The organism is Bradyrhizobium sp. (assembly GCF_016219575.1).
Taxonomy (GTDB): Bacteria; Pseudomonadota; Alphaproteobacteria; order Rhizobiales; family Xanthobacteraceae; genus Bradyrhizobium.
In genome coordinates, this window is the sequence record NZ_JACRMG010000009.1 from 771,360 (window position 1) to 787,689 (window position 16,330).

Annotated in this window: 11 protein-coding genes; 8 read left to right on the forward strand and 3 right to left on the reverse strand. The window is 66.4% G+C overall.

Annotation, left to right across the window (positions count from 1 at the left end; all coding sequences use genetic code 11):
* Positions 1 to 278: 278 nt before the first annotated feature.
* The 8 genes from HZB49_RS08750 (at position 279) to HZB49_RS08785 (ending at position 12,771) form a co-directional block, all read left to right on the forward strand.
* A complete protein-coding gene (locus HZB49_RS08750; protein WP_291610177.1) occupies positions 279 to 5,483 on the forward strand; it encodes an alpha-2-macroglobulin in 5,205 nt (1,734 codons plus the stop codon).
* A gap of 83 nt (positions 5,484 to 5,566) precedes the next feature.
* On the forward strand, positions 5,567 to 7,675 hold the full coding sequence (gene pbpC / locus HZB49_RS08755) for a penicillin-binding protein 1C (RefSeq protein ID WP_291610179.1): 2,109 nt from the start codon (positions 5,567 to 5,569) through the stop codon (positions 7,673 to 7,675).
* Positions 7,676 to 7,725: 50 nt separating this feature from the next.
* Positions 7,726 to 9,471 (forward strand): glycosyltransferase family 39 protein, encoded by a 1,746-nt coding sequence (locus tag HZB49_RS08760; protein ID WP_291610181.1) that lies wholly within the window; start codon positions 7,726 to 7,728, stop codon positions 9,469 to 9,471.
* Position 9,472: 1 nt separating this feature from the next.
* The gene (locus tag HZB49_RS08765) at positions 9,473 to 10,312 is read left to right on the forward strand and encodes a phosphatase PAP2 family protein (RefSeq protein WP_291610183.1); all 840 of its coding nucleotides are present in this window, start codon (positions 9,473 to 9,475) and stop codon (positions 10,310 to 10,312) included.
* A 58-nt stretch (positions 10,313 to 10,370) separates the two neighbouring features.
* On the forward strand, positions 10,371 to 11,105 hold the full coding sequence (locus HZB49_RS08770) for a glycosyltransferase family 2 protein (RefSeq protein ID WP_291610185.1): 735 nt from the start codon (positions 10,371 to 10,373) through the stop codon (positions 11,103 to 11,105).
* Positions 11,105 to 11,443 (forward strand): lipid-A-disaccharide synthase N-terminal domain-containing protein, encoded by a 339-nt coding sequence (locus HZB49_RS08775; protein WP_291610187.1) that lies wholly within the window; start codon positions 11,105 to 11,107, stop codon positions 11,441 to 11,443. Before HZB49_RS08770 ends, HZB49_RS08775 begins: the two co-directional genes overlap by 1 nt.
* Before the next feature lie 133 nt (positions 11,444 to 11,576).
* Entirely contained in the window at positions 11,577 to 11,828 is a 252-nt protein-coding gene (locus HZB49_RS08780; protein ID WP_291610189.1) for a PilZ domain-containing protein, read from the forward strand.
* Positions 11,829 to 11,961: 133 nt separating this feature from the next.
* Entirely contained in the window at positions 11,962 to 12,771 is an 810-nt protein-coding gene (locus HZB49_RS08785) for a tetratricopeptide repeat protein (protein ID WP_291610191.1), read from the forward strand.
* 31 nt (positions 12,772 to 12,802) lie between these two features.
* Here HZB49_RS08785 and HZB49_RS08790 read toward each other — a convergent pair whose 3' ends face one another.
* Genes HZB49_RS08790 through HZB49_RS08800 form a run of 3 tightly spaced genes read right to left on the reverse strand, consistent with a single transcriptional unit; the run spans position 12,803 to position 16,297 of the window.
* Positions 12,803 to 14,071 (reverse strand): AAA family ATPase, encoded by a 1,269-nt coding sequence (locus HZB49_RS08790; RefSeq protein WP_291610193.1) that lies wholly within the window; start codon positions 14,069 to 14,071, stop codon positions 12,803 to 12,805.
* Positions 14,068 to 14,799 carry a CpaD family pilus assembly protein gene (locus tag HZB49_RS08795; protein WP_291610195.1) on the reverse strand — a complete coding sequence of 244 codons (732 nt, stop codon included), beginning with the start codon at positions 14,797 to 14,799 and terminating at the stop codon, positions 14,068 to 14,070. The genes HZB49_RS08790 and HZB49_RS08795 overlap by 4 nt, the downstream gene beginning before the upstream one ends.
* 28 nt (positions 14,800 to 14,827) lie before the next feature.
* On the reverse strand, positions 14,828 to 16,297 hold the full coding sequence (locus HZB49_RS08800) for a type II and III secretion system protein family protein (protein ID WP_291610197.1): 1,470 nt from the start codon (positions 16,295 to 16,297) through the stop codon (positions 14,828 to 14,830).
* Positions 16,298 to 16,330: the final 33 nt, after the last annotated feature.

Consider the following 16,330-nt stretch of genomic DNA (forward strand, 5'->3'; position numbering starts at 1 on the left):
GGTCTTGTAACACTGCCAATATGAAAAATCCGCTGCGCCGCCAAGCCGGTATCGAACCGGCGGGCGCGCCGCGGCGACCAAGATGGGCGGTGGGCGGTCTTTGCGACGGTCCGGCCGCTGTTCATGTCGGCCGGAGGTGCGTTCCGGGCCGGCACAGGGACCGTTTGGCAATGCTTTGCGACTTCCTCGCATCTCCCTCCGCCCGCCATCAGCCCGTCACCTTTTCGCTGCCATTTATGCCTCGCGCGGCCTTCGTCCGCGGCCCAAGGAGCTTCCCCATGATCGGTTTGGTACGCGCCGCAGCACTGTGCGCAACGCTGGCGCTTGGCCTGAATTCTGCGCTGGCCGCGGACAAGAGCTTCAAGCGCGACGATCTCGCCGATTCCGCGATCAAGCTGGAGGCGGAGATCCGGAAGGAGGCGGGGCCGGTGGCCAAGACCTCGGCGACCCTGAAGACCGACGCCGACGCCGCCTTCAAGCGCAACGATTTCCGCAGCGGTCTCGACCTCCTCGGCAAGATCGCCGCCACGGCGCCGGAGGACAGCGGCAACTGGCTGCGGCTCGCCCGCACCATCTTCCAGATCCGTCCCGTCAACTCGACCGAACAGACGTTTCTGCTCGAGCGTGCTTCCACCGCCGCCTACATCGCCTATCAGCGCGCCGGCAATGCAGGCGAGGAGGCGGATGCCTTGGCGGTGCTTGGCCGGGCGCTGGCCGACCGCAAGCTGTGGCGCCCGGCGCTGGATGCGCTGCGGCTGTCGCTAGATATGCGCGAGGTCGCCGACGTCCGCGGACAGTATGAGAAAATGCGCGACGAGCATGGCTTCCGCCTGCTCGACTACAGCGTGGATTCCGATGGCGCTACCCCCAGGGCCTGCTTTCAGTTCTCGGAGGAGCTTGCAAAGCGAGTCGACTTCTCGCCCTTCGTGGCGCAGGCGGGCAGCGACAAGCCGGCGCTGTCCTCGGAAGGCAAGCAGCTCTGCGTCGAGGGGCTGAAGCACGGCGAGCGCTACAACATCAATCTGCGCGCCGGCATGCCTTCATCCGTGAGGGAGAGCCTGCCGAAATCGGCCGAGTTCAACATCTACGTGCGCGACCGGAAGCCGTTCGTTCGCTTCACGGGCCGCGCCTATGTGCTGCCGCGGACCGGCCAGCGCGGTATTCCGCTGGTGAGCGTCAATACGCCGGCGGTAAACGTCAACGTATTCCGGATCGGCGACCGCAATTTGATCAACACCGTGATCGGCGGCGATTTCCAGGGCACGCTTAGCCGCTACGAGCTCAGCGACCTCGGCGGCGAGCGCGGCGTCAAGGTGTGGTCGGGCGAGCTTGCCACTGCCACCACGCTGAACCAGGACGTCACCACGGCCTTCCCGGTCGACCAGGCGATCGGCGATTTGCAGCCGGGTGTCTATGTCATGACCGCGGCGCCGAAGAACCCGGGCAGCCAGGACGACTCTTCGCTGGCGACGCAATGGTTCATCGTCTCCGACATGGGCCTCACGGCTTTCTCCGGCAATGACGGCGTCCACGTCTTCGTCAATTCGCTGGCTTCGACGGATGCCGTTGCGAAAGCTGAAGTGCGGCTGATTGCGCGCAACAACGAGATTTTGGCCACCCGCAAGACCGACGATGCCGGCCATGTCCTGTTCGAGACGGGACTGGCGCGCGGCGAGGGCGGGTTGTCGCCGGCGATGCTGACGGTCATGAGTGAGAAGGTGGACTACGCCTTCCTCAGCCTGAAGAGCAATGCGTTCGACCTGTCCGACCGCGGCGTGGCAGGGCGCATCGTGCCTGCGGGCGCGGATGCCTTCGTCTATGCCGAGCGCGGCGTCTACCGCTCCAACGAGACCGTCTACCTCACCGCGCTATTGCGTAACGGGCAGGGCAATGCCGTCACGGGCACGCCGCTGACGCTGGTGATCGAGCGGCCGGATGGCGTCGAATACCGCCGCGCCGTGCTGCCCGACCAGGGCGCGGGCGGACGCTCCATGTCGATTGCACTCAATTCGGCGGTCCCGACCGGGACTTGGCGGGTGCGCGCCTTCACCGATCCCAAGGCCGCCTCGGTCGGCGAGACCACCTTCATGGTCGAGGATTACCTCCCGGAGAGAATCGAATTCTCCATTAGTTCCAAGGAGAAGATCATCAAGGCTGAAGCTCCGGTGGAGCTTAAGGTCGATGGCCGCTTCCTCTACGGGGCGCCGGCATCGGGCCTCCAGCTCGAGGGTGACATACTGGTGACATCGGCTTCGTCCGGCCGGCCGGGCTATCCCGGCTACCAGTTCGGCGTGGCGGACGAGGAGACCTCGGGCAACGAGCGCACCCCGATCGAGAATCTGCCGGTCGCCGACGCCAAGGGCGTTGCGACCTTCCCGGTCAGCCTTGCCAAGGCGCCGACCTCGACCCGGCCGCAGGAGGCGCAGATCTTCATCCGCATGGCGGAGACAGGCGGCCGTGCGGTCGAGCGCAAGCTGGTGCTGCCGGTGGCACCCGCAATCAACCTGATCGGTGTCAAGCCGCTGTTCGGCGACAAGAGCGTGGCCGAAGGCGACAAGGCCGAGTTCGACGTCATCTTCGTCGCGCCCGACGGCAAGCAGATTGCGCGTTCCGGCCTGCGCTACGAGCTGATGAAGATCGAGTCGCGCTATCAGTGGTATCGCCAGAACTCGTATTGGGAATACGAGCCGGTCAAATCGGTCAAGCGCGTCGCCGACGGCGATCTCAGTCTCACTGCCGATCAAGCGGCGCGGGTGTCGCTGCTGCCGCAACCGGGGCGCTATCGCCTCGACGTGAAATCGACGGAAGCCGACGGGGCGATCACCTCGGTGCAGTTCGATGTCGGCTGGTACTCCGAGGGCGGCGCCGACACGCCGGACCTGCTGGAGACCTCGATCGACAAGCCGGAATACCTTTCCGGCGACACCATGGTGGTGTCGGTCAATGCGCGTACCGCCGGCAAGCTCACCGTCAACGTGCTGGGCGACCGGCTGCTGACGACCCAAAGCGTCGACGTCAAGGCAGGCACCAGCCAGGTCAAGATCGCCGTTGGCAAGGATTGGGGCACCGGCGCCTATGTGCTGGCGACCTTGCGCCGTCCGCTCGATGCGGCAGCCCAACGCATGCCCGGCCGTGCGATCGGACTGAAATGGTTCGGCATCGACAAGAAAGCGCGGACGCTCGAAGTGAGCCTTGCGCCGCCGCCGCTGGTGCGCCCGGGCAGCGCACTGAAGATTCCGGTGAAGCTCGGCGGGCTCAACCCCGGCGAAGACGCCAAGGTCGTCGTTGCGGCCGTCGACGTCGGCATCCTCAATCTCACCAACTACAAGCCGCCGGCGCCGGACGATTTCTATCTCGGGCAGCGCCGTCTCACCGCGGAAGTCCGCGATCTCTACGGCCAGCTCATCGACGGCATGCAGGGCACGCGCGGCCAGATCAAGTCCGGCGGCGACGCCGGCGCGGAGCTGACCGGCAGCCCGCCGACGCAGAAGCCGCTGGCGCTCTATTCGGGTATCGTCACCGTCGGCGCCGACGGCTTGGCGGAAATCAGCTTTGAAATTCCGGAGTTCGCCGGCACCGCGCGGGTGATGGCGGTGGCATGGACCGCTACCAAGCTTGGCCGCGCCACCACCGACGTCACCGTGCGCGATCCCGTGGTGCTGACCGCGACCTTGCCGCGTTTCCTGCTCAATGGCGACAAGGGCACCATGAGCTTCGACGTCGACAACGTCGAAGGTGCGGCCGGCGACTACACCATTAACGTCAAGACCACGGGGCCGGTGAAGGTGACCGGCAATCCCGCCACGACGGTGAAGCTGGCCGAGAAGCAGCGCACCTCGCTGGCGTTGGCGCTCGACGCGGGTGGTGCCGGCACCGCCAATATCGATGTCGAGATCAAGGGCCCGAACGGGCTGACCCTGGCGCGGCACTACGCGCTCGACGTCAAGCCCGCGAACCAGATTCTGGCGCGCCGCTCGATCCGGACCCTGGCGAAGGGCGAGAGCCTGACGCTGACCGCGGACATGTTCTCGGATCTCGTGCCCGGGACGGGCAGTGCGTCGATCTCGGTCAGCCTCTCGACCGCGCTCGATGCCGCGACGATCCTGAAGGCGTTGGACCGCTATCCGCATGGCTGCTCCGAGCAGATCACCAGCCGCGCGATGCCGCTGCTCTATGTCAACGATCTCGCCGCCGGTGCCCATCTGGCAATGGATACCGCCGTCGACCAGCGCATCAGGGACTCGATCGAGCGGCTGCTGGCGCGTCAGGGCTCCAACGGCTCGTTCGGCCTGTGGTCGGCCGGCGGCGACGAGGCCTGGCTCGATGCCTACGTGACGGACTTTCTGACCCGCGCCCGGGAAAAGGGTTTTGCGGTGCCGGATGTGCTGTTCAAGAGCGCGCTCGACCGCATCCGTAACTCCGTCGTCAACGCCGAGGAGCCGGAGAAGAACGGCGGCCGCGATCTCGCCTATGGCCTCTATGTGCTGGCACGCAACGGCGCGGCTCCGATCGGAGACCTGCGCTATCTCGCCGATACGAAGCTCTCCTCGCTTGCCACCCCGATTGCGAAGTCGCAGCTCGCAGCGGCGCTGGCGCTGGTCGGTGACAAGGCGAGGGCGGAGCGGGTCTACGGCGCGGCCTTGGAAGCTCTGAACCCAAAACCGACCATCGAGTTCGGCCGCACCGACTATGGCAGCGCGCTGCGCGATGCTGCCGCGCTGGTGTCGCTCGCCAGCGAAGGCAACGCGCCGCGGGCGACGCTGACGCAAGCCGTCCAGCGGGTAGAAGCCGCGCGCGGGCTCACCCCGTACACTTCCACCCAGGAGAACGCCTGGATGGTGCTGGCGGCACGCGCGCTCGCCAAGGAGACGCTGGCGCTCGATATCGACGGTGCTCCGGTCAGGCAGGCGGTGTTCCGCAGCTACAAGGCTGCCGACATGGCCGGCAAGCCGATCCGGATCACCAACACCGGCGAGGCGCCGGTGCAGGCCGTGGTCTCGGTCTCCGGTTCGCCGGTCTCGCCCGAGCCGGCCGCCTCCAACGGCTTCAAGATCGAGCGCAGCTACCACACGCTCGACGGCAAGCCGGCCGACATCAGCAAGGCCAAGCAGAACGATCGCTTTGCCGTGGTTCTCAAGATCACCGAGGCCAAGCCGGAATACGGGCACATCATGGTGGCCGATTATCTGCCGGCCGGCTTCGAGATCGACAACCCGCGGCTGGTTTCCTCCGGCGACAGCGGCACGCTGGACTGGATCGAGGACGGCGAGGAGCCGGAAAACACCGAGTTCCGCGACGACCGCTTCACCGCGGCGATCGACCGCGCCACCGACGACCAGTCGATCTTCACGGTGGCCTACATCGTGCGCGCGGTATCGCCCGGCAAATACGTGCTGCCGCAGGCCTATGTCGAGGACATGTACAATCCCTCGCGCTATGGCCGCACCGCCACCGGTACTGTGGAGGTGCGCCCGGCGAAATGAGCGACGGCGTCGACCATACTCACTCTTCGTCATGCCCGGGCTTGCCCCGGGCATCCACGACTTCTCGTGAGGTCGGCAAAGCCGTGGATGGCCGGGTCAAGCCCGGCCATGACGCGCGGGGTGGGCGACTGCGCAAGGTGTTTCTGCGCGGCGCCGTTGCGTTTGCCGTCGTCTGCGTTGCGTTCGCCGGTTGGGTGATTTCGCTCGGTCCGTTGCCACTCGACCAGGCGAGACGCGTCTCCACGACCATCGTCGATCGAAACGGCAAGCTGCTCCGCGCCTATGCGATGGACGACGGGCGCTGGCGCTTGCCGGTCGATGCCAAACGAGACGTCGATCCGACCTATCTGAAGCTGCTGCTGGCCTTCGAGGACAAGCGCTTCCATTCCCACGCGGGCATCGATCCGCTGGCGCTGTCGCGTGCGGCGTTCCAGCTCGTCACCAGCGGGCATATCGTCTCCGGCGGCTCGACCATCACCATGCAGCTGGCGCGGCTGATGGAGCCGCGGCGGGAGCGGTCGGTCTACGCAAAGCTGCGCCAGATGGTTCGCGCGGTGGAGCTGGAGCGGCAGCTCAGCAAGGAGGAGATTCTCAATCTCTATCTCGCGCTGGCGCCATTCGGCGGCAATCTCGAGGGAATCCGCGCCGCTGCAATCGCCTATTTCGGCAAGGAGCCGAAGCGGCTGTCGCTGGCGGAAGCCGCACTGCTGGTGGCGCTGCCGCAATCGCCGGAAACCCGCCGCCTCGACCGCTATCCCGATGCCGCCCGCGCCGCGCGCGACAAGGTGCTCATCCGCATGGTGGAAGAGGGCATCGTCGGCAATGATGACGCTGCCCAGGCCCGGGCGACGGTGGTGCCGAAGCTGCGCAAGCCGATGCCGATCCTGGCGCCGCATTCCTCCGACCAGGCGATCGCGACGATCAAGGACACGCCGGTGATCCGGCTGACGCTGGATGCCAATCTGCAGAAGGTGCTGGAAGCGTTGGCGCGCGACCGCGCGCTGGCGCTCGGGCCCGGGATTTCGGTGGGCATCATCGCGGTCGACAATGAGAGCGGCGAGGTGCTCGCCCATGTCGGCTCGGCGGATTATTTCGACGAGCGTCGGGCAGGGCAGGTCGACATGACGCGTGCGGTGCGCTCGCCCGGCTCGACACTGAAGCCGTTCATCTATGGGCTCGCCTTCGAAGACGGTTTTGTGCACCCGGAAAGCCTGATCGACGACCGCCCCATTCGGTTTGGCTCCTACGCGCCGGAAAATTTCGACATGACGTTCCAGGGCACGGTGCCGGTGCGCCGGGCGCTGCAATTATCGTTGAACGTGCCCGCGATTGCGCTGCTCGACCGCGTCGGCTCGAGCCGGCTGTCGTCGCGGCTGAAACAGGCGGGCACCTCGCTGGTGCTGCCGAAGGACGAAGCGCCGGGTCTCGCCATGGGCCTTGGCGGCGTCGGCGTGACGCTGCAGGATCTGGCGCAGCTCTATGCCGGGCTGGCACGGCTCGGCACCACGCGGCCGCTGCGCGAGATCGCCAATGTCAGGGACGAGCGCGAGCCGATGCGGCTGATGGATCAGGCCGCCGCCTGGCAGATCGGCAATGTCCTGATCGGCACGCCGCCGCCCGAGAACGGCACGCATAACCGCATCGCCTTCAAGACCGGCACCAGCTACGGCTACCGCGACGCCTGGTCGGTCGGCTACGACGGCAAGATGACCATCGGAGTGTGGGTCGGCCGGCCCGACGGCGCGCCGGTGCCGGGACTGATCGGGCGGACGGCCGCGGCCCCCATCCTGTTCGATGCCTTTGCGCGCACCGGCAAGATTCCGGCACCGCTGGCCAAGGCGCCAAAGGGCGCGCTGGTCGCCAGCAACGCAAAACTGCCGCCGCCGTTGCGCCGGTTCCGCCCGATGGGCGAACTCGTGCGCACCGGCAGCGACCTCGCACCCCGGATCCAGTTTCCGCTCAACGGCTCGCGCATCGATATCGATCGCACCGGTGATGGCCAGAACGCGGCGATGCCGGTGAAGGTAGCCGGTGGTGTCTTGCCAATGACCGTCCTGGTGAACGGCGCTTCCGCCGGCGAGATCGACAGCCGCCGCCAGCGGCTGGTCGAACCGCCCGGGCCGGGCTTTGCCCGCCTCACCGTCATCGACGCCACGGGCGCGGCGGACACAGTTGTGATCAGAATCCAATAGATGCCCCCTAAGCGGTTGTGGGAACGTCGGTTTCAGCGTATGCGGAACCGATGGCCGAGACCTATGCCCGCCCCCGATTTGGCGAACCGCGTGAGCCGAAGAACCGGGTGAATCCGGGCAGCCGGCTCGCCCGCGTCATCGACTTCGTGGCGGCAAGCCACGCCCGCGCGGTAGCCTTCCTGCTGCTCTGCGCCATGCTGTTTTTCCTGCCGGGCTTCTTCACCATCCCGCCGATCGACCGCGACGAGGCGCGCTTTGCGCAGGCGACCAAGCAGATGGTGGAGAGCGGCGATTTCGTCGACATCCGCTTCCAGGACGATGTCCGCTACAAGAAGCCGGTCGGCATCTACTGGATGCAGGCGGCAGCTGTCGAAACGGCGTCGGCACTCGGCCTCGCCCGGCCGCAGGCCCGGATCTGGATCTACCGGATTCCATCCCTGATCGGCGCGGTCGGCGCGGTGCTCCTGACCTACTGGACGGCGCTCGCCTTTGTGACACGCCGCGGCGCTATCCTGGCCGCCCTGATCATGTGCTCGTCGGTGCTGCTCGGTGTCGAGGCGCGGCTCGCCAAGACCGATGCGATGCTGCTGCTGACGGTGATCGCCGCCATGGGCGCGATGGCACGCGTGTATCTCTCCTGGCAGCGCGGCGAGGATCCCGCGCATCCGCCGTGGAGCGGACCTGCGATCTTCTGGACGGCGCTGGCCGGCGGCATCCTGCTCAAGGGCCCGCTGATCCTGATGTTTGTCGGGCTCACCATCCTGATGCTCGCCATTCTCGACCGCAACGTTTCCTGGCTGTGGCGGCTGCGGCCGGTCTGGGGGCTGATGTGGACCCTCGTGCTGGTGCTGCCCTGGTTCGTCGCGATCTTCTGGCGCGCGGGTGATACGTTTTTCACCGACTCCGTCGGCGGCGACATGCTGGCGAAATTCGTCGGCCAGGAGTCCCATGGCGCGCCGCCGGGCGTTTATCTCCTGCTGTTCTGGGTGACGTTCGGGCCGGGCGCTGTGCTCGCCGGCCTTGCCGCGCCGGCGGTGTGGCGCGCGCGGCGCGAGCCCGGCGCGCAATATCTGCTGGCCTGGCTGATCCCGTCCTGGATCGTGTTCGAACTGGTGCTGACCAAGCTGCCGCACTACGTACTGCCGCTTTATCCGGCGATCGCGATCCTCGCGGTCGGCGCGCTGGAGCGGCGCGTGCTGTCGCGCGCGCCCTGGATCGTGCGCGGCACGGCCTGGTGGTTCGTGGTGCCCGCGGGCGCCTCGGTGCTCGCCATCGTCGGCGCGATCACGCTGACGCGGCAGCCGGTATTCTTCGCCTGGCCTTTCGTGGCGGCGGCGCTGATCTTCGGCCTGATCGCCTGGTGGCTCTATGACGATGGCCATGCCGAACGCTCGCTGCTCAACGCGGTGGTCGCATCCTTGTTCCTGTCATTCGCCACCTATGGCGCGGTGGCACCTGCGCTGGTGCGGCTGTTTCCGAGTCCCGAAATCGCGCGGGCGCTGCGTAACGTGCACTGCGTCGGCCCGAAGATCGCCGCGGCCGGATTCCATGAGCCGAGCCTGGTATTCATGACGGATACGTCCACGCTCCTGACCGACGGCTCGCGTGCGGCGGACTTCCTCGGCCAGGGTACCTGCCGCTTTGCGCTGGTCGAGTCGCGCTCGGAGCGCTATTTCGTGCAACGGGCCGAGGCGATCGGGTTGCGTTACAACGTGCTCACGCGGATCGAAGGCTTCAATTTCTCGCAGGGCAAGGCGATCTCGATCGCGATCTTCCGCTCCGAGGGAACGGAATAGAATGGCAGCGAAGGGAGCAGTACCGCCGCATTTTCTCGGGCGCTTTTTCGCTACGCTATACGCGTCGTTTGCCCAGCTCATGCGTTCGCCCTCGCATTCGCGCCGCGCCGAGGCGGGCCGCCGCGCCGCGCGCCACGCCCTGTGGCTGGTCGTCGGTCTCGGCGCCGCCATCATTGCCCTGATGTACGTGCTCGATGTCGCCGAAATCCGCCTGATGCCGCCGCGCGGCACCCCAGGTCTGTGGTGGGTGCGCATCCTCACCGATTTCGGCAAGTCAGCTTACGTGGCGTGGACGCTGTTCGCCCTGATGGCCTTGATGCTGATCGCTTCGGCCGCCATGCAGGGCACGGCGCGCTCGCTGCTGCTGGGGCTCGGCACGCGCCTGCAATTCCTGTTCTTCGCGGTGGTGACGCCGGCGCTGGTCGGCGACGTGCTGAAATGGGCGGTCGGGCGGGGCAGGCCGTTCGTCGGCGGCGAACCCAATGCCTTCAACTTCCGGCACTTCGGCGGCAGCGAGGCCTTCGCCAGTTTTCCATCCGGCCATGCCAACACGGCCTTCGCGCTGGCCTTTGCAGTATCGGCTCTGTGGCCGCAGACGCGCTTGTTCATGCTGGTCTATGCGCTCGTCATCTGCGCGACGCGGCTGGTCCTGCTGGCGCACCATCCGAGCGACGTGGTGGCGGGCGCCCTCGTCGGCGTGATCGGCGCCTTGGTGGTGCGCTACTGGTTTGCGGCACGTCGCCTCGGCTTTGCCATCGAGCGCGACGGCACCATTGTGGCGCTGCCCGGACCCTCCCTGGAACGCCTCAAAAGGGTTGCCCGGGGCGCGCCGGGTCCATAATAAGCCCCTCGCGCCGGCCCAACTGCCCCCGGCGGTCCAACCAACCGCGAGCGTCGATTTGCCTGCCTCCGAACCTGCTGTCTCCGTCGTCGTGCCCGTGCGCAACGAGGAGGACAATCTCGCGCCGCTGATTGCCGAAATCGCGGCCGCGCTCGATGGTCGCTGGGCTTACGAGATCGTCTACGTCAATGACGGCTCGACGGATTCGACCGGCGAGAAGCTTGCCGAGCTGAAGAAGACCTATACGCAGCTTCGTCAGATCAGGCATAGCGCTTCGGCCGGCCAGTCGGCCGCGGTGCGCAGCGGCGTGCGCGCGGCGCGCGGAGCAGTCGTGGCGACGCTCGACGGCGACGGCCAGAACAATCCCGCCTTTCTGCCGGACCTGATCGCGGCGGTCGAGAAGGGCAATGGCCGGGTCGGCCTTGCCGCCGGCCAGCGGGTGGGACGCAAGGATACCGGCTTCAAGAAGCTGCAATCGCGCATCGCGAACGCCGTGCGCAACGCGATCCTGCACGATGGCACCCGCGACACCGGATGCGGGCTGAAGGCGTTTCCGCGCGAGGTGTTCTTGGCGATGCCATACTTCGACGGGTTGCACCGGTTCCTGCCGGCGCTGGTGCGGCGCGAGGGGTATGACATCGCCTATGTCGACGTGATCGACCGTCCCCGGCATTCCGGCGTGTCGAATTATGGCTTCTTCGACCGGCTGTGGATCGGAATCATGGATCTTGCCGGTGTGTGGTGGCTGATCCGCCGCAAGAAGCCGACGCCGGTTGCGAGCGAGGTGCAGTGATGCTGATCCAGTACGGCCAGGCACTCGGCAATTATCTCTACGACGTCTTCGTCGCCAAGTTCGACTTCTGGCTGGCGTTCGGCCTGGTCGCGCAGCTGTTCTTCACCGCGCGCTTCCTGGTGCAGTGGATCGCCAGCGAGCGCGCCGGCAACAGCGTGGTGCCGATGGCGTTCTGGTTCTGCTCGATGGGGGGCGGGCTGATGACGCTGGTCTACGGCATCGTCAAGCGTGAGCCCGTGATCATCGTCGGACAGGCGCTGGCGACCGTCATCTACGTCAGGAACATCATGCTGATCTGGAAGAACCGCGGTAGCGGTTCGAAGACGCTGGATCGTTGAGGCCCGACTTCGTAAACGGGAAGGCGGCAAAAAATGCTAAATTGCAACCGATTGCGCTAGGCGAATTCCAACACCTGACCGCTATATCTTTAGCCTCTTTGAGTGGATCACCAGCGAGCGGGATCGGGAAAAAATGTTCGTCAATCGACGGAAGAGCGAGCGCGTCAACTGCAACAGGATCGCGAAAATCCAGTTTGGAACCGGTGCCTTGCCGCGCGACTGCCAAATCACCGACATCTCGGACGGCGGCGTCAAGGTGATCGCGGACTATCCGGAAATACCGCCGGAGTTCACTATCATCCTCGCCACCGGCCGGCCGCGCCAATGCCGCCTCGCATGGCGGATCGGCTGCGAATTCGGCGCCGAATTCATGGATCGGGCCTGAGTCGCCAGACTGCGGCGGGATGGGGGCCGGGTTCCACCCGGTTCCCGTAGCCTTCCCCGCCGGGAACTTAACCCAACGTTAGGCTTAAGCTGTGAGCATCCCCGGACCTCGCCCCGCGATGAGTCCCGAGTAGATGCACCCCAAATTTCCACGACAATTCGGCCAGATCAGGCGCCTTGCGCCCGCCGCTGCGTGCGTGATCCTGGCCGTGGTGCTCTCGGCCTGCCAGACCTCGGGCCCATCGGACATCACGGGTTCCCTCGGCGAGAAGGCGGATGCCAAAGCCTCCGACCCGCGCCGCGACCTCGACACTTATCGGGAGCGCTTCAAGGCCAATCCCAAGGACAGCGAGGCCGCGCTGAAATACGGCAAGGCGCTGCGCTCGACCGGGCAGAAATCGCAAGCGGTCGCCGTGCTGGAGCAGGCCTCGATGGCCAATCCCGGCAATGCCGCGCTGCTTGCCGGCTACGGCCGTGCGCTCGCCGACAATGGCAATTTCCAGCAGGCCTTCGATGTGCTCGGCCGCGCCCACAAGCCGGAGGATCCGGACTGGAGCATCCTGTCGGCGCAGGGTGCGAGCCTCGATCAGCTCGGCCGCTTCGACGAGGCCCGGCAATATTACGCCAGTGCGCTCAAGATCGTGCCCGACGAGCCCAGCGTGCTGTGCAATCTCGGGCTTTCCTACGTGCTGTCCAAGGACCTGCCGAAAGCGGAGGAAACGCTGCGCCGTGCCCATAGCCTGGCGGGCTCCGACATGCGCGTGCGCGCCAATCTTGCGCTCACGGTCGGCCTTCAGGGCCGCATGAGCGAGGCTGAAACCATCATGAAGGCTGACCTGCCGCCTGATGAAGCCAACGCCGGAGTGACCGCGCTGAAGCAGATGCTGGCGCGCAAGCAGGCGAGCGGTGGCGACAAGTTGCCCGTCGCCTCCACGAAGCAGTAACCGCTGACCGTTGAGCCCGCCGTGCGGCGCGTCAGGACGCGCGCCGCAGCTTCTTGATGATCGGCGAGAGGAACGACTCCTTCTTCTTGGGCTCGCTGCGGCCGGTCAGGCGCCGCGCCATTTGCTGGAACATCCTGGCCGCGCGGTGATTGGCGGAAACCTCCACAATCATCTGGCCGTTATTGGCTGCTTCCCCGAATGTCTTGGAGTCGAACGGGACGGTGGCGATCGGCTGGGTCTCGATCGTCTTGGCAAAAGCGCGCAGCTCGATCTCCGGCCGCTTGTGCATGCCGACCTGGTTGATGCAATAGAGCGGCGGGCGGTCATTGGGTCGCGCCGACTTCAGCATGTTCATCATGTTCTTGGTGTTGCGCATGTTGGCGAGATCCGGCTCGGCGACGATCAGGATGTCGTCGGCGCCGACCAGCGCGCGCCGAGTCCAGGCGGTCCACTGATGCGGCACGTCGAGGACGATGCAGGGCGTGGTCATGCGCAGCGTATCGAAGATGGAATCGAAGGCATCAGCCCCGAAATCATAGACCTGCTCGAGCGTCGCCGGCGCGGCGAGCAGGCTGAGATTGTCGGTGCATTTGGCGAGCAGGCGCTCCATGAAGGAGCTGTCGAGCCGGTCGGGCGAGAACACGGCGTTGGCGATGCCCTGCACCGGATCCTGGTTATAGTCGAGCCCGGCGGTACCGAAGGCAAGGTCGAGATCGATCACGACGGAATCGAGCGCCACGTCGCGCGCAATGTGCCAGGCGATGTTGTGGGCGACGGTGGAGGCGCCGACGCCGCCCTTGGCGCCGACCACGGCAATCATGCGGCCGACGGTGACGGCTTCCGATGCCGAGAACAGGCTGCAGATCGAGCGCACGACGTCGAGCACCTCGACCGGACCGATGACGTAATCGTTGACGCCGCGGCGGACCAGCTCGCGATAGGGCGTGATGTCGGCGGTGGTGCCGATGACGATGACGCGCGTGCCGGGATCGCAGACGCCGGCAAGCTCGTCGAGGCCGGCGAGGATGTCGGTGTGGCCCTCGGTCTCCAGGATGATCACGTTCGGCGTCGGGGCCTTGTGGTAGGCCTCGATCGCGGCCTCGATGCCGCCCATGTGAACCGAAAGGTGTGCCTTGGCGAGGCGGCGGTCCTCGGCTGCCGCGCGCGAGGTCGCGGCGGTCGCTTCGGTTACGCAAAAGACCTGCACCGACACGCGCGGCGCGGGCGAGATGTAATCGTCTGCCTTCGGCGGGTGAGGGGGATCGGCGTCTTCTGATTCTTGCTTGGAGCGTCTCATCATTTACCCGTGTCGCTCAGTTTGGCCTTGTCGGATTCCGGATAGATCGTCGTGGTCGAGACGCCCTTGCGATACTTCTCGAACGACGTCGTTCGGCGCATGGTATAGGCGGGGCTCTCCGGCCGCGGCTGCTCGAGGTCGGCGGGGTTGTCGACCATGGCGGCGAGGTTGCGCTGGGTGGCGCAGCCGAAATTGTAATACTGCTTGTTCTCGTTGTAGCCGGGGTTGTCGATTGACGGGCCGAGATCCGCGGGCCACAGACCGCACGGACCGGCTGTCGCCGAAATCTTGGGATAGCTGAGACGCACGGTCGCGAACCGCTGGGGGTCGTCGGGCGTGTAGTGATTGAGACGAATGGCGCTGGACGGCACGCCGGCTGCAGAAAGCGTGTGGCGGATTTCGCGCGCGGCGGATGCCGCGGCGCGCGCGTTCGGGGTGTTGACGGGGACGTCGACGACCACGCCACCGGTCCCCTCGCGGACCCAGCCATGGCCGAAGCCGGCGACATCGGCGCGCTGCGGACCGGAAAGGCCGCCGCGGCCGGCGCCGACAAAGACGACGATGGAGTGATTGCCTTCCTGCACCGCGATCGGATGGCGCTGGCGGTAGTCGTTGGGGACGCTGGCGGTCACGACTTCCGGCGACGTCCAGCATCCGCCGAGCGCCACGGAGATGGCGGCGAGGGCGAAGGTCGCGCGCAGCCTGCGATTTCTTGATGAGGTCGATGTCATGGTCGTGTTCCCCAGGCCGGACGAACCGTCAGTCGATGATGAAGCCGAAATAGCCGGGGTGGCCGGCGCCGGTCTCGACGCGGGCGGCAACGCCGTAAATCCGGTTGATGCGCGCCAGCAGCGTCGATTGCGCATCGTTGGCGGGCGCAAAGCCGTCGTCGGGACGCGACAGGTCCTTCTGCGCCACCGCGCGGACGACATAGGGCGTCACCAGCACCATCAGCTCGGTTTCGTTGTTGACGAAATCCTGGCTGCGGAACAGGCCGCCGAGAATGGGCAGCTGATCGAGGCCCGGCAGGCCGTTGACCGCCTGCTTGGTCTGCTGCTGGATCAGGCCGGCCATCGCCATCGAGCCGCCGGAGGGAATTTCCAGCGTAGAGTCGGCGCGGCGGGTGCGGATCGAAGGAATGGTGAGGGCGGTGCCGTTCTGGTTCAGCGTGATCGCGTTGTCGGTGGAGAGTTCCGAGACTTCGGTCATCACCCGGAGGCTGATGCGGCCCTCGGTCATCACCACGGGTGTGAAGTTCAGCGAGATGCCGAATTTCTTGTACTGAATCTGCGTGGTGCAGACATGCGTAACGGGATCGCAGGAATACCCCGCGGGAATCGGGAATTCGCCGCCCGCGATGAAAGTCGCCGCTTCGCCCGAGATCGCGGTGAGATTGGGCTCGGCCAGCGTGCGCACCACGCCGGCGCTTTCCATCGCGCGCATGGTGGCCTGCACCTGCGGCACGCCCTTGAGGATGGAGGCGGCCTGCAGACCGTTATCGGTGACCAGCGGGCGGCCGAAGGCGGTGAACGGGTTCGTATTGTTGAAGTTCACCACCGCGGTGCCGTAGTTCATGCTGGCGCTGATATCGACGCCCATCTGCTTGACGATGTCGCGGCGGACCTCGGCGACATGGACCTTCAGCATCACCTGATCGCGGCCGCGCACGACGATGGAGTTGACGACCTTGTCGGCGCTGCCGACCAGTTTGGTGGCGATATCGCCGGCCTGCTGCGCCTCGATCGGGCTCGACACCGAGCCGGTCAGGAGGACGCCGTCGCCGACGCCCTCGATCTGAACGCCGGCAACGCTGCGCAGCGCCGCGCGGATGCCGTTGAGGTCGCGCTTGATGGCGATGTCGTAGGAGGTGATCTGGTTGCCGTCGGCATCGAAGAACACGACGTTGGTCTGGCCGACCGCGGCGCCGATGATGTAGGCGCGCTGCGCCGAGCGGATCACGGCGTTGGCGATCTTTGGATCGGCGACCAGCACGTCCTTGGCCTCCCGCGGCAGGTCGATGACCACCGACTTGCCGACGCCGAGCGCCAGGAAGCGGGTCTTGACCGGGCCGATCGCGCCGGTGACCAGCGGGCCCTGATCGCCCGTGGCGGCGGCGGAAGCAGGCTGGCTGGTCTTGCCGGCGTCTTTGCCGGCCTCCGACTCAGCCGCGAAGGCCGGCCAGAGAGCCGGGGAGAGCGCCAGCGCGGCGACCGCCGAGAACGAAAGCATGCGAAGACGGGAGCTTCGCATCGGATTGTCACC

Excerpts from the sequence above, each read along its gene's own strand:
- HZB49_RS08750 (WP_291610177.1), top strand. The coding sequence starts at position 279 with ATGATCGGTTTGGTACGCGCCGCAGCACTGTGCGCAACGCTGGCGCTT.
- HZB49_RS08775 (WP_291610187.1), top strand. The coding sequence starts at position 11,105 with ATGCTGATCCAGTACGGCCAGGCACTCGGCAATTATCTCTACGACGTC.
- HZB49_RS08785 (WP_291610191.1), top strand. The coding sequence starts at position 11,962 with ATGCACCCCAAATTTCCACGACAATTCGGCCAGATCAGGCGCCTTGCG.
- HZB49_RS08800 (WP_291610197.1), bottom strand. The coding sequence starts at position 16,297 with ATGCTTTCGTTCTCGGCGGTCGCCGCGCTGGCGCTCTCCCCGGCTCTC.
- HZB49_RS08765 (WP_291610183.1), top strand. The coding sequence starts at position 9,473 with ATGGCAGCGAAGGGAGCAGTACCGCCGCATTTTCTCGGGCGCTTTTTC.
- HZB49_RS08780 (WP_291610189.1), top strand. The coding sequence starts at position 11,577 with ATGTTCGTCAATCGACGGAAGAGCGAGCGCGTCAACTGCAACAGGATC.
- HZB49_RS08795 (WP_291610195.1), bottom strand. The coding sequence starts at position 14,799 with ATGACATCGACCTCATCAAGAAATCGCAGGCTGCGCGCGACCTTCGCC.
- HZB49_RS08760 (WP_291610181.1), top strand. The coding sequence starts at position 7,726 with ATGGCCGAGACCTATGCCCGCCCCCGATTTGGCGAACCGCGTGAGCCG.
- HZB49_RS08790 (WP_291610193.1), bottom strand. The coding sequence starts at position 14,071 with ATGATGAGACGCTCCAAGCAAGAATCAGAAGACGCCGATCCCCCTCAC.